At 35.8% G+C, this 13,274-nt stretch carries 16 protein-coding genes, 1 tRNA gene and 2 pseudogenes; 15 read left to right on the top strand and 4 right to left on the bottom strand.

Features of this window, described 5'->3' with window-relative positions; genetic code table 11:
- Positions 1-159 precede the first annotated feature (159 nt).
- The 4 genes and pseudogenes from BM241_RS08135 to BM241_RS08115 form a co-directional block, all read left to right on the top strand.
- Positions 160-381: pseudogene (locus BM241_RS08135) on the top strand (multidrug ABC transporter ATP-binding protein); the annotation flags it as partial.
- Positions 382-748: 367 nt separating this feature from the next.
- Positions 749-1,150 (top strand): hypothetical protein, encoded by a 402-nt coding sequence (locus BM241_RS08125; RefSeq protein WP_025748294.1) that lies wholly within the window; start codon positions 749-751, stop codon positions 1,148-1,150.
- Positions 1,151-1,840: 690 nt separating this feature from the next.
- A complete protein-coding gene (locus tag BM241_RS08120) occupies positions 1,841-2,266 on the top strand; it encodes a hypothetical protein (RefSeq protein WP_025748293.1) in 426 nt (141 codons plus the stop codon).
- Between the two features lie 48 nt (positions 2,267-2,314).
- Positions 2,315-2,716, top strand: a complete 402-nt coding sequence (locus tag BM241_RS08115) for a hypothetical protein (RefSeq protein WP_143094078.1) — start codon at positions 2,315-2,317, stop codon at positions 2,714-2,716.
- A gap of 193 nt (positions 2,717-2,909) precedes the next feature.
- Here BM241_RS08115 and BM241_RS08110 read toward each other — a convergent pair.
- From BM241_RS08110 to tnpA, 3 genes and pseudogenes are all read right to left on the bottom strand, one after another.
- Positions 2,910-3,359: pseudogene (locus BM241_RS08110) on the bottom strand (IS66 family transposase); the annotation flags it as partial.
- A 74-nt stretch (positions 3,360-3,433) separates the two neighbouring features.
- The gene (gene tnpB, locus BM241_RS13140; protein ID WP_394328178.1) at positions 3,434-3,619 is read right to left on the bottom strand and encodes an IS66 family insertion sequence element accessory protein TnpB; all 186 of its coding nucleotides are present in this window, start codon (positions 3,617-3,619) and stop codon (positions 3,434-3,436) included.
- 219 nt (positions 3,620-3,838) lie between these two features.
- Positions 3,839-4,102 (bottom strand): IS66 family insertion sequence element accessory protein TnpA, encoded by a 264-nt coding sequence (gene tnpA / locus BM241_RS08100; protein WP_051456396.1) that lies wholly within the window; start codon positions 4,100-4,102, stop codon positions 3,839-3,841.
- 35 nt (positions 4,103-4,137) lie between these two features.
- On the opposite strand from tnpA, the gene BM241_RS08095 reads away from it, so the two are divergent.
- Positions 4,138-4,260 (top strand): TraR/DksA C4-type zinc finger protein, encoded by a 123-nt coding sequence (locus tag BM241_RS08095; RefSeq protein WP_143094077.1) that lies wholly within the window; start codon positions 4,138-4,140, stop codon positions 4,258-4,260.
- 258 nt (positions 4,261-4,518) lie between these two features.
- Positions 4,519-4,593: transfer RNA gene (locus BM241_RS08090), tRNA-Val, on the top strand.
- 34 nt (positions 4,594-4,627) lie between these two features.
- On the opposite strand, the gene BM241_RS08085 is transcribed toward BM241_RS08090, so the two are convergent.
- Positions 4,628-4,837 (bottom strand): helix-turn-helix domain-containing protein, encoded by a 210-nt coding sequence (locus BM241_RS08085; RefSeq protein WP_092282481.1) that lies wholly within the window; start codon positions 4,835-4,837, stop codon positions 4,628-4,630.
- Positions 4,838-4,961: 124 nt separating this feature from the next.
- Here BM241_RS08085 and BM241_RS08080 point away from each other — a divergent pair, with 124 nt between their 5' ends.
- The 9 genes from BM241_RS08080 (at position 4,962) to BM241_RS08045 (ending at position 13,268) form a co-directional block, all read left to right on the top strand.
- Complete coding sequence (locus tag BM241_RS08080) at positions 4,962-5,291, top strand: hypothetical protein (RefSeq protein ID WP_092282480.1); 330 nt, start codon at positions 4,962-4,964, stop codon at positions 5,289-5,291.
- Positions 5,292-5,387: 96 nt separating this feature from the next.
- Entirely contained in the window at positions 5,388-5,699 is a 312-nt protein-coding gene (locus tag BM241_RS08075; RefSeq protein WP_092282479.1) for a hypothetical protein, read from the top strand.
- Positions 5,700-5,707: 8 nt separating this feature from the next.
- A complete protein-coding gene (locus BM241_RS08070; RefSeq protein ID WP_092282478.1) occupies positions 5,708-5,899 on the top strand; it encodes a hypothetical protein in 192 nt (63 codons plus the stop codon).
- A 794-nt stretch (positions 5,900-6,693) separates the two neighbouring features.
- Positions 6,694-6,894, top strand: a complete 201-nt coding sequence (locus BM241_RS08065; RefSeq protein ID WP_092282477.1) for a helix-turn-helix domain-containing protein — start codon at positions 6,694-6,696, stop codon at positions 6,892-6,894.
- Positions 6,895-6,947: 53 nt separating this feature from the next.
- Positions 6,948-7,799 (top strand): hypothetical protein, encoded by an 852-nt coding sequence (locus tag BM241_RS08060; RefSeq protein WP_092282476.1) that lies wholly within the window; start codon positions 6,948-6,950, stop codon positions 7,797-7,799.
- Positions 7,783-7,926 (top strand): hypothetical protein, encoded by a 144-nt coding sequence (locus BM241_RS12470; RefSeq protein ID WP_177206127.1) that lies wholly within the window; start codon positions 7,783-7,785, stop codon positions 7,924-7,926. Before BM241_RS08060 ends, BM241_RS12470 begins: the two co-directional genes overlap by 17 nt.
- A gap of 286 nt (positions 7,927-8,212) precedes the next feature.
- Positions 8,213-11,122: an RNA dependent RNA polymerase gene (locus BM241_RS08055; RefSeq protein ID WP_092282475.1), complete on the top strand. Its 2,910-nt coding sequence runs from the start codon at positions 8,213-8,215 to the stop codon at positions 11,120-11,122.
- 223 nt (positions 11,123-11,345) lie between these two features.
- Positions 11,346-11,552 carry a DUF5659 domain-containing protein gene (locus BM241_RS08050; protein ID WP_092282474.1) on the top strand — a complete coding sequence of 69 codons (207 nt, stop codon included), beginning with the start codon at positions 11,346-11,348 and terminating at the stop codon, positions 11,550-11,552.
- 3 nt (positions 11,553-11,555) lie between these two features.
- Complete coding sequence (locus BM241_RS08045; protein ID WP_092282473.1) at positions 11,556-13,268, top strand: DEAD/DEAH box helicase family protein; 1,713 nt, start codon at positions 11,556-11,558, stop codon at positions 13,266-13,268.
- Positions 13,269-13,274: the final 6 nt, after the last annotated feature.

Genomic DNA, 13,274 nt, shown 5'->3' with positions numbered 1-13,274 from the left:
GTCATTTCTTTTTGTGTCATGTTGAATATCTCCTCTCTCATGTATGACATTATATCAGAATAATTTCAATATGACATTATCACAGAATAACAACATAAATCAAATCATCTATTGACAACTCTATTCTATTGTGATAGAATGACGTTGTAAACATTCTTTGGCATTGCACAGGCCATAATGGAAAAGCCAAAGCTGTTGATACTGGACGAGCCTATGAACGGCCTTGATAAGCAGGGTGTTTTGGAAATTCGCGAGGTACTCAAAGAATTAAACAGGGAAGGAGCTACCATTATTTTGTCATCCCATTATGCCGAGGATATAGAGGCGCTGTGCGATACCGTTCATGAAATGAACGCCGGTGTTTTGACGCGAATTGGTTGAGATGTGGGATGCATTGGTCTTGGTCAGCGGAGGTGATTTGGCGCGCGTCGGTTGGCAGAGGCTTTTTGACGCGCCTTGGTTGACATGTATGGGGAGACCGTGCCGATATCCTGCATTTTTAGTGAGGAACTGAAGTTCAAAGGTTTACCCGCTAGGTATTATTCAAATCAGGGGATACAAAATTTGATCTAGTATGATTAATAATCAAAAATCAAATATATATGTACATGGTATCGTCAACATTTGACAGAAATACTGTATTTAATATTGTGGAAAGCGTTATTTTTACCGGTGGTAGTAATGGCTACTGAAAAAGTCAGTTTCAGAATAAGAGTCCAATTTTCATAAACAAGTAGAGGAGATGAAAATGAAAATAATACTTGTATTGCTGATTGTATTATCTATATTGGTTGGATGCTATGGTAAAACGGTGATTCCAATGTCAGAGATCTCCTATGATCCACTGGCGAACAATAGGATTGTTTGCATAGAGGAAGTTGATAATACTAAGCCTGTATTCGAGTTATACGGCAATGGAGTTATTCGTGTGCGAAGAGACCTATTTCAGGATGAGATAGAGAGTGGCAAGTTAAGCAAACGACAGATCAAACGGATGCTGAACCGTATTATAAACAAATTTCGTATAGGGGATTTAAGGAATAGCTACCCCGAGGAGTTTATCCCGGGTATTGAAATGTATCCAAATCCAAAGCTTCTGCTGGAAGTCAATATAAATGGATTCTATAAACAAATCTATTTTGCCTTATAGCAGTGTGTGATGAATTAGAGTATTTCAAGAAAGAAGGGCGTATTGACCAAGAAACTTTTGATGAACTTAATAAGCTGCGAACGATATTCAATTACCTTATGGAGTACAAATATTGATGTAAAGAATTTGTTATAAATTTCTAATGGATTTGTAACGAATTTCCTGTATAATGAAACGAGGGCATAACGGAGATAAAAAGGTTATCTTCTTGAACGTATTTGCTGCCGTTATCTTGCAGGAGTTATGTGATTTTGGATGAGTATCAAAGATTAGAGAAGTTGCCATGGCTTAAGTGAAGTTATGAGGAATTTCTAGCCTTTGATAAGGGTTACTGCGGTACCACAGTTCATCATGTTTATCAAATCATTGAGGTGGTACTGGTAGAAGGTCCACGCGGCTTCGAGTGAAATTCTCACAGGCAAAGAAATCACAGGCAAACAAAGGATAATACACCTGAAAAATAAGCGTGGAGGACAGCAGTTTGAAATAACTGCTTCCTCTGAATTTATCAAGAAAGGGGACTGAAAGTTGGATATGTCTATTTTGCAAAATATTATAAAAAGGAAATGTATATGTTACTTTTTTATTTTCCTTTGCAGTGTGTTATTGTGCACAATGCTATCCGCATGCAGTACAGGTTCTACATCGCCAAATAGTGCATCATATTCATCGACAAATCCATCATCGGAAATGAATGAACAAGTAAGAAAGTTTTTACGGGAACACAATTTAACCCTAGCAGATAAGCCCGGCTGGATTCCCAGCGATATATTAGATTATTCTGATTATACAGATGAAATGTTTGACAACAAATTGAAGGATAATATAAAGGGTTATATTACATCCATAGACGAAGATGAGATTGGGATAAACGAGGTCATCTGGATTTCTAATACCAACAGAGATAGCGGTTTTGAAATATTAGATCCGTCTCCGGATATAATACGGTATCCGCTGGCACAAGATGTCGAGGTTTGGGTTCTTACCGAGATGGTGCATATTCAAATTCCATTGCGAGATTTAAAATCATATGTGGAGAAATACGAACATACGCTGTGGAACATTGGTGTGGAGGAAGGTAAAATAATAACTTTAATAGAACAGTATGTGCCATAAATAAAGCACTATGACCTATTGCCTCAAAGCCATGTAAACCTTCCTTTTATGCACAAAATAAGGATTCTTCAAGCTGGTAATGGTAATTGGGAACTGGTAGAAGAACTTGATATAAGCTGGATTGATGAAATATGTTGTGCCTGTTATATTGACCGCAGCGCGCCGGGTAGCCCTTATTTGGTGTTTAAAATACCAACAGATCTGGCATTGAAAATAGAGAATTACATGTTGGATAATTATTACTCTCTAAAAGGTTTTTTCAGTTTAGTTCCTCCAAAAGTCGTTATACCCTATGAAAGAATAAGTAGGATGAGCATAAAGAGCCTTGATAATACGTATATGGGTAATTACGAAAGCAATTCTAACAGGGACGTAATTGAAACATTTGTCAAGCTTTACAATCAGTCATTGCTTATAAAAAATAAATATTTGTTTAATGTTACAACGTAAGCGTAAAATAATTCCCACCTTGACAAAAAACATTATTGTGTGGGTACAAATTGTACAATTGGAATAAGAAAAATGGCTTAATTTCAAACTTTTTCATACTTTAACTGACAAAAATTAGCAGCTTAAACTGACGATGTCAAACTATTGCAATGAAAACAATTCTCACCTTCTATATGGTGGGAATTTCGTATCTCTATTTCACCCTGCAACAAACTGGCAAAGTAGGTGACCATGGTAAAATCTCGTCTAGCGCTTCCTTATCCTCTATATCCATATTTGGCAGTTTCTCGAATAAATACTTCAAATACTCAAACGGATTTGACCCATTCTCCTTGGCAGTCTCAACTATACTGTAAATCGTTGCCCTGGTTCTTACCCCTTTTGGCGTATTGTTAAAAAGCCAGTTCTTCCTTCCTATCATAAACGGTTTTATCGACTTCCCGCTTATGTTGTTGTCTATCTCCAGCCTACCATCCAACAAAAATGCTGTAAGTTTATCCCATTGATTTAGGCAATACCTAATGGCCCCACCTAACACGCTCTTAGGCAGTACCCTTGGCATATGGTATTTTAAATACGAATAAAACTCATCCAGTATCGGCTTACTCCACTTCAATCGCTCCTCATATCTCTCCTCAGGCGTATTGATGTATCTTCATTGTATTCAACACTAACTGCTAAAAACCTTCAACTCTTCAAAAAATTTTTAAAAATTCTTTATATTACCGTATTCACAGTGACTTTTTTATGTGCACTTCTCTGCTCTAGCGACAATCCATCCAGTAACCATCTCAGTTCCCTTATGCTTATTTCTGCTGTACCTGCCCCTTCCTTTGGCCAATCAAATTTCCCTTTCTCCAGCCTTTTGTAGTAAAGCCAGAATTCGTTGTGGTCCCACTGCAGTATCTTTTATCTTGTCCCTGCTCTTCTTGCAAAACACGAATAGAACTGTTGAAAAAGAATCTAAAGCAAAGCTTTGCTACATGATAGCCGCCAGAGAATCTATTGATTTCCACAGGTCGGTACTTCCGTATGCAAGATAAACCTTGTCAACACAAATCGGGCTTAGCATAGAGCACTCAACATCTTTATAATATCAAGTAGCAGTTTCTGGTCAAAACCCTATCTTACATCAATAACAGCGGGACCAACTTTTACGTTTAAAACATTGCAACCAGATGTGTCTTCTTGGCCACTTAAATTAACAGGTAACCATTGGACTGTATTATAAGTTTGTTCTTCTTTTATAGATTCTTTTCTTAGCCAATAGTGCAGCTGTCTTACGCTTATGTTGTGCTGTTTGCAGAATGCCTCTTTACTTAAACCGCTGGCTCTGTATGCTTCAATTCTGGCTTTCCATTGTTGTTCCCGTTCTTTGTGTGTCATAGATAATCCCTCCTTGACTTCTTTATCTAAGATATTTGAATTCAAAATCCCGGATATATGCCTCCATAAAGTGCGAGGCTTGCGGCGAATATGCCGCCGAGAGCAGTATAAGGCTTAAGTATGGGCGAAAGGTCTGCCTGGACTGTTTTGGCAGGTAAAAGAAAAAACTTGATAAGTTCTCCCCTATTGACAAATGCAAAGTTCCGGGTATATAATAACAATACAAAGTTAAATAGGGGCGGGACCTTAGCTCAGCTGGGAGAGCAGTAGAGGTAATAATACATCCCTATTTATACTTCAGAAATTAATTTTAAACTTTAAAAATGAAATAGTGAAAAAGGAAGAATTTGGTATTATAACTGTTTAAAAAAAGATCTTGCCAAAAACAAAAAAATATTTTATAATTAAAACGAAACAGAGTCGTAGCTCAATGGGAGAGCGCTTGCTTCACACGCAAGAGGTTGAGGGTTCGATTCCCTCCGACTCTACCACAACAACAAAAACCACCTAGAAGTTAGGTGGTTTTTATTTATCATCGGGTATATACTCAAATATATCTTCTACTTTGCAGTTAAATGCTTTACACAGAGCGTCAATATGTGCTATTTCAATCCTTTTTATGGTCTCGTGATATAATGCCGATATTGTGGCAGGTCTAATTCCTGTTTTTTGTGCTAATTCTTTTTGCGTCATCTTATACTTTCCCAACATATCGGATACTTTTATTTTTATCATTATTACACCTCCAGTAATATTATATCTTTTTACGAAAAAAATACAACATTTTTGTTGACAAAATACTTTTAGAGTGATAAAATTACTACAGAAGTAATTAATAAAAAAGAAGGGGGTAATTAAAGTGTCTAAAAAGAAAGTTAAAGAAGAAGAACAAATAAGGAGGGAATTGGAATTTCAGAAAGAATTAGCAGAATTTAAAGAAAAACTCAAAGAAGAAAATATTGGTAAATTTATTAATGAAATCCTTGAGGAAAATAGAAAAATTAGGGAACAAAACAAACAATTGCCGTTAAGATTTCAACAAGTTTTTATGTATTCTTTTGTTTTTAAAGATTATGTTGATGATACATATGGGTTAGAAAACTTCTCGGAAGAAGAGATAAAGCAAATTGATAAAATTGTAGAAGCACTCAAAAAAGATGAAGAAAATCTGAGCGAGGATGACTGGTAAATAAAAAAAGCTACCCTTTCAGGTAGCTAAAATAAAAGAAAACTAGGTGTATCACATCGACTAGTATACCACAAAAAACTATGGAGGTAAAGCAAAATGCCAGTGCAGGATGCAGATATAACGCTAAAGTTAGCTTTTATACAAGCAATACTGAGAGACAAAGAATTCAGCGATATTCAAAAAATGAATATTGCGAAAAAGATACTACAAGAAAAACAAAATTTTAAGGAGGTAAATAGCATGATAAACATTGAAAAAGTAGTTACCTACAAAAACTTATCCAGCGACGACCTGCGCTTTTTCCTCCGAGCAGGATACGAGCCAGTTAGGGATAGGGTATTGAAGTTGACCGATGGGTACTTTGTTTTTGATGAAGACGTAGACGATTACGTGTTGATTTCAAGATGAGGTGATTGATGATGACGTCAAAAGCAAAATTCTATTGGAATTATGCTATCTACAAGGGTTTGAGTGCATTACTCGATGATGCTACATATCCCATCGAAATACTAGAAGAATTGGTAAATAATTACAAACAAACTATAGGTATATCCGCCAGCGAGCTTGAGCGCAAACTAGAATTGCTCAAACAAAAACAGAGTGCGTGATGCACTCTCTTTTTTTTGTGCATGGGTTTTAACGAAAAATGATTGACAAAAGTCATTTTTGCTATTTATATATTGGAGGGAGTTTTTCGAAAAAATTAATTACCAAAATGTTTTTTCGTTATTATATAGGTGGAGGGTATTTTTCGAAGAAAAAGTGACGAAAATTTATTAACAAATTGCTTTTTTTTATTATATAAAATGAGGGACAAATTTTTCGAAAAAATTAGTTATAAAAATCCGTTTTTGCTATTATTAAAATGAGGGAAACTTTTTGGATTTACCAAAATATGTCATCTTTAAAAAACAATTATAAAATTGCCTAGAAACTATTCTATTAGTGAGACCACTTTTTTCACGCTACAACACCACATGCACACAGCATATATTTTTTGTAGGCAAGCGTTACGTCAAAATTGATTGAAAAATTGCCGATTTGCTATATAAGAAATGAGGGACAAATTTTTCGGAAAAAAATAATTACCAAATTGCCTAGAAACTATTATATAAATGGAGACACTTTTTCGACCACCACGCTTTCGCATTGAAAGCGTTTTTTAATCTACAGCTAACCAGCTCGTTTCTATTAGCCACAGAATGGACGTGTGGGCACTGCACGCAGGTTCGAATCCTGCCACCTCCCGAAAAAAGCTCAGTGCCTAATGCAGGTGAGAATTCCTGCACGCTAGCCACGTGGCTAGTGCACTCCTTTTTAAAACAATCCCCCTGGTTTGCAGGGGGTTTATATATTTTTTCTTTTTTATGCAAAAAAAATTGCAACGATGGAGGTGTTTAAGTTGGACTTAAGACAGAAAACAATAGAAGTTTGCGAAAAATACGGCACAAAAAAGAAATTCCTAGCCGAAAAGTTGGGAGTGAGCATATACACTATCAGCCGATACTTGCACAACAAAACCAATTTACCTCCCGAGAAGGAGCAAAAACTGGCACAAATTCTTATTAAGATTGAAGAATCAGCCAAAAATTGGGTTGAATAAGCCAAAACAGGACTAAAAGGGATAAAATCACAAACGCAAAGGAGTAGATGCAGATGCAGGAAATTTATAAAGCAAAATTCCCCGCTTGGGTTGATTTCATCGAAGATGAATATGACCTAGTGTTATCTAACGATATCGATAGTTTGCTTTCTTGTTTGTTTTTAAATCAAACTTTTGGTTGGAAAATTCGCTATTTTTATGACTTCCACACCCTTTATAAAGCAGTAGACGACGAAAGCGATAATGAGCGATTGTATATCGATATCGATATACTAGAAGGCAAGGGTTGGAGCAATCACGTAGTGATGTTAGACAAAAACAGCAAACACAACAAACAAATTGCCAACCTTAATACAATATTTGGTGTAACAAGAGATAAATATCATACAAAATATTGTGGTAGTACGTTTTTGACGTTGTTAAGTTATTACGACTTCCCTGTTTTTCTTCTCTCGCAGGAAGCAGAAAAAATATTGTTAGCAATTGATACAGCGTTTAAAGGGTACTACGACGAAGGTTTTAGGCGGTATAATTACTTTTACCTTAATAATGTGCTTGATTTTGCGCACTTGTATGAGTTACAAAAGAAACATACTATCGATGACTTCTACGACATAATCGATGTATACAAACTCTATGCAAAAATACACATCCGAAACAATCAAATATATACCAACCTACCGCTCGCAGAAATTTGCGAGCTTTTTTATTTGTATCGGGAATTTGAAATGTTGATGAATACAGAATTTAAGCCAATTCAGCATTTTAAATATGTTGTTAGTGATCTTAACGATGAGCAAAACATTGACTTCTCCAATGTATTTACGTTTGCTTTAACTCATAAAAACACAGCAAAATATTCAATTTACAAAGGGGAGGTGCCGAAAAATGGCAAAAATAGATGAAAATGTATTAAAAGAGCTTGAAATCTACAGGGATGCATTGCGACAGGTGCGCAAACTCATCGAAGAGACACAGAAGAAGCAGCAAAGCGCAGATTTGCCGTTTAAGCCAAGAAAAGAAAAGAAGTAATGTTTATGTATTCCCTTTATTATTTGAACGTTTTAAAAGGCAATACGGAGGTAAAAACTACAAAAAGTATTGACAAGGGTGGGGGTTGCGTGATATAATATAATTGTGAATTGTGTTTACTTTAAAAACACAAATAAAAAAATAGATACGTTCAAAAACAACGTATCTATATATTTTTTGCTTTTGTCGCTAGTAATAGCATAGCATCCCCTACCCTTTTTGTCAAGTGTGTTTTTTGCTGTGCTCCAGTGAGAGCATAAAAAACAAAAAGGAGGTAATCACCAGCATGTTAAAAAGGAAACAGTACACTATTTATTTATTTAACCTGTCAGATTTTGCTAAAAGTGGGTATAAGCTATATTCTTTTGATTTATCAGACAATCAAAAAATAAAAATAGCCGAAAATCAAGTTTGTGAGTTGATTTATAAACTAACAAACAGGCAATATGTTGAAGATAGCGAAAATTTTATCGATGAACTTTTTTTTGTACAAGCGAAGAATACAAAGCAAGATAAAGAAGCGTTGCGTTATATAGCTGAAAATGGCTTATATTTAAACGATAAAAAATACGTCAGGTTTGCACGTTCTTCCTCTATGGCCAGAAGGGGCATTATCTCGTTGATTCGTGAAGACCTATACGATACGATGATGAACTTAATAACAGTTGGTAAATGGCATATGCAGGATGAAGTGGTTATCTCTAAATGGGAAGCGTATTGCGGGCTTGCTTTCTCTACATGTTTGTTTGTCGATGTAGTGCCAGAAAAGATTTGCATAGTCCCCGAGCATAGTAAGATAATAACTGACTTCATTAAATCATACGACATATCACAGGACAAGATAATCGAAGGACAATATCCTGTCAAGGTTACCCTGCATGACGGTATGGGCGTTCACTCCCCTACTTGGGGTACAAAAGTGGCAAAAGCGTTGGGGTTGAAAGAGGTGCCAGTCGCTTATCAAATTAGATTATTTCCCTTCGTTAAGGGCATGACGTTTGAATTCGATTTCAAAACATTTTACCGTGAGAAAGGCATTAAAACGATAAAAGATAAATGGGGTAAGGAATGGGACATTGAAGAGTTGGACGCTATATGGAGCGAAACAGTTTTTAAGGGTAAATCTTGGTTTTCATCATACGATGAATTCGTGAAATTACGCAAAAAATACTACCACCCGCTAGGTATGTACAATATCGGTATCGCTAAATACTCGGAAACAACAGAAAAAGCGGATAAAATGACAAAGACGACATATCAGTATTTGCAAAATTTGAACTTGAGCGGTAGAGATTTAATCGTATTGGCTAGCTATACAAAGAATTTAGTGGAAAAAGTATATGATGGCGACCCTGTATATACAAAAATTTTCTTAGGGTTGTTGGCCGATAGGTTTGAAGATGATGCCGATGACGAAAACGACAGATTAATGGCTAGCAAGGTTTACCAAGCTATTATGCTTAATAGCGATGTTATGATGAAAGATCCTTATGTAAAAGATTTCATCAAACGCCAATTGCAGAAAACAATCAACGACATGAAATTAGGCAGATTTTACGTGAGCGGTAGATATTCGCTTGTATGCCAAGACCCTATATATTTTCTCGAATATGCAGCAGAGTTAGAACCACAAGGTTGTTTGCAAAAAGGCGAATTCTTTAGCGCAGGCGTCGAAGGCATCAGGGCAACATTTCGCAGTCCCCTCATTCACTCATCAGAAGTTGGCAAACTCAATTTTGTTAACAACGAATTAACCGAAAAATGGCTTGGCAGATACGACAATATTATTGTTGTTAACTGCTATGACCTCACCCTACAAAAGCATGGGGGTGCTGACACAGATGGAGACACGTTTTTTATTACCAATGACGAGAAGATTATCAATGCGGTAATAACAGAATATAAGGATGAAAAAGGCAACATCAAGCAAAACTACCCTGTTGTGGACATCAACGAAGGCACGGAACAGCCGAAAAAAGCGAAAATATCAAAAGAAAGCAGTTTGCAGTATGATTTGTTGACATTGGATAATCAGATTGGCAAAATTACCAATTATGCTACATTTTGGACTACATTGGGGGCTGCTTATGGTAATCCTAATCAGTATGATGATAAATTAGTGTATTTGCGTATTGCTCAAGGCATGGAGATTGACTACGTTAAAACGGGCTTTAGGTTAGCTATAAAAGATGATATCAAGCAAACAGAAAAGCCATATTTTTTGCAACGATACAAATACAATCAAAACTATGGCTATCAAAAAAGGGTTTGGTATGCGCCGCTAAATGTGTTGTGTAGGGATATAGAAAAATGGGAACAAAAAACCTTTGTATGGGATAAATGGGCAAAATGCAATGTGGACTTAAGCGGTAGATGGCTATTAAATCTTGATTTGCTTGATACAGATGAGGCGCAAAAAATATATCCCGTAATGAAAGACCTATATCAACAATTCAAACAAGAATTGTCCCAGTTAAAACTCGAAAGCGCTAACGCAAAAAGCGAGGAAGAACAAGACATGCTAAAAAAGAAGTATCAGTATATGTTTACCAAATACGAATATCTAGTTAACCAGCTAAGCGACAACAAAGAATTGCTATCTAGTATTGCCGTATATCTAACTTACATTGAAAACAAAAAATACGATAAGAGCTATCTATTCCCTTGGGCTTGCTGTTGGGAAGGATTATTACTAACACTGCAGAGTAAACAGGACATTACAAAAGAACTTCCACAACGAATTAACATTAAACAGTTAGAAGAAATCAAGGAAAACGTAGAAGTAGTAGAGTTTTTGGGTAACTACTATCAAAAAATCAAATTACCCTATACCCAAAATGCGGACAAGTACATCGAAAAAGTCAAAGCTAAAAAACAAAAGAAAATAGCTAACAAACAATTCGACGTTGTACTTGTTGCACTAACCGATAATCCAGAAAACGTAGCCAATGTACTCCAGAACAGCGAGGTTGTGTTAAAACAGAACTTTTACGCCAGCAAAGGTGTGTTGCAGAAAGGTATCGCTTTATATCATAATGAACAGAAATTAGCCAGCATATCCCCAAAAAACATCTTATTTTATGATGAAGAAGTTGGTTTTGTTGACCTAAATGACTACATCGACCACAAAGCTAAAATATCGGTTGAGCAGATATACGCAAATAGCGTTAAAGCAAAATTGCAATTGGTAGGGTGAGAGTATCCCTCTCCCCTACTCTACCCTAACTGGAAAAAAAACGAAAGAAAATACATTTTATCTTATCAAAATACCCTTATTTCGTTTATATTTGACTTTAAAGACGTTTTTATGTGCAAAATTTAAAAGGGTAATAGTTTTATATTACCTTTTTAACTTAAACCGTTACAGGGCAATTTTAAAGGTTTTAGAAGTATTGTATCACCTAAGGAGGTATTGTATTATGCGTCAGCCACATCAAAACGGGTATTATGTTATCAAATCGATGAGTTTAGCATGTTTCCTTATCCGCAAAGGATTTAACTTGCTAAAAGTTGATGATAGTATACAAGATCCACGCAAAAAAGTATTTCTCTTTGAAGATACACCAGAACTACAGCGAGCAATCACAGAATTTACACAAAATCTCAAGCGAAAAAGGGGGTACTAAACTATGTCACCATACGTCACCAGCAGCATTTCAGCAAAACATATAAATTATCCACGCTATTATACTTTGCGAGACCTCAAAGACCACATCCTTCTTACAAAATTTACCAAAGATGAGCCGTGTCTTAAGGTATTCACGTTTGAAGCAAGTGCAGGCAAAACACAAACAGTATGCGAAGCGCTTAAAGAGTTATATAAGATAGACCCAAACATAAAGACACTAATCGTAACAAAATTGATGGACGAGCAAGAAAAAATACAGCAGAGTTTAGGCGATATAGCATTTGTTGTCAATAGCAAAGAAGAAACTATCAAAAAGCAAGAAAAAAAGATAGATTTTAACCAATATCCCGTGCTCATCATCACCCATGAGCTTTACGCAAGATTATGTAGCAATGAGAAGCGCAGACAATACTATACCCAAGGTAGGGATTTGCTCATCATTGACGAGCAGCTAGATATACTCGATATACTAGAATACAGTGCTAGCAGAGCAGAAAAAATCACTGCCACATTGAAAAATGCAATTTACAACAAGAAAGATACTGACTTATGCCAGTTATGGGGTGATATTGTTAATCCCCTCAATAATGTGGTTGCAGAAAACTACCAAAAGAAAATGCGGTTTGTGTATATCAAGGATGAGCGAATACAAGAAAAGATTGAGTATCTTATCAAATTGATAAATAGGGCAAAATTTCCCCGTAAAGCAGGCATGAAGAAGGGACAAGTGATAAGAGAAATACAAGAAATACAGCAATTTTTTAACAACAAACACGTAATAGCATGTAATAGTACCCTCTATACCTACAACGCTAATATGGATTATTTTTTGCTTAAGAACAACATTCTTCTCGATGCCAGCGGTAAATTCCTGCATTTGTATCAAATTAGCGATAAATTTAGGGTATTTGATGCCGAGCGAGAGATACAGCATACAAACACAACCTTGACGTTCATCGATGAGAATAGCACTACAACAGCTATCAATAAAGACGAGCAGAAATATTATTCTGCAATAATCGAGTACATCAAGAAACATACCACAAAAACCGATAAAGTATTGATTATTGGCCGTGATGATGACGAGAAGTATATCTCTCCCCTACTCAACGACAATGTGCAGTTTGTAAATTTTGATTCAATGCGAGGCCGCAATGATTGGAGCGAGTTTAACAAGTGTTTTGTGATTCATTTGCCAAACGACCAGTTTGTGAAATATGTACTGCAATACTTATACTATACCAAACAAGATTTACAGCAAAGCGACCTTGAAATAAACAAGATAGATACCAACCACGGCTTTGTCAACAACATCGAATTAGAAAAATTGCGTATAACCGACGTAGTATCCTCGATATACCAAGGACTTAAACGTGTAAACCGTATCAATACTTCAGAAAACCAATGCGAATTATATGTTGTAACCAATAACAAGTGGATACAGGATTTGTTGGTTGAACAATTTAAAGGATTAAAGGAAGTTAGGCATGAAAAGTTATTTACTACAGTTACCCATGAACGTGTTAAAAAGGTTGATAATTTCTTTAAATCGCTTAAAAAAGGTGAGAAAATCAAAAAAGCTGAAGTTAGGAAGTTACTTGGCATAGAAGATAGAAAACTATTCTCTATAGCTCTCAAAACCCTTGGAGGAAAAGAATATCTAGAAAAAGCAGGAATTAAGGAAGAAGGACATTATTTCTTTAAAATATCATAATCCAAT

The organism is Caldicoprobacter faecalis (genome assembly GCF_900115765.1).
Lineage (GTDB): Bacteria > Bacillota > Clostridia > Caldicoprobacterales > Caldicoprobacteraceae > Caldicoprobacter > Caldicoprobacter oshimai.
Note: the sequence above shows the minus strand (reverse complement) of the source record. Positions and strands in the feature narration are given on the sequence as shown.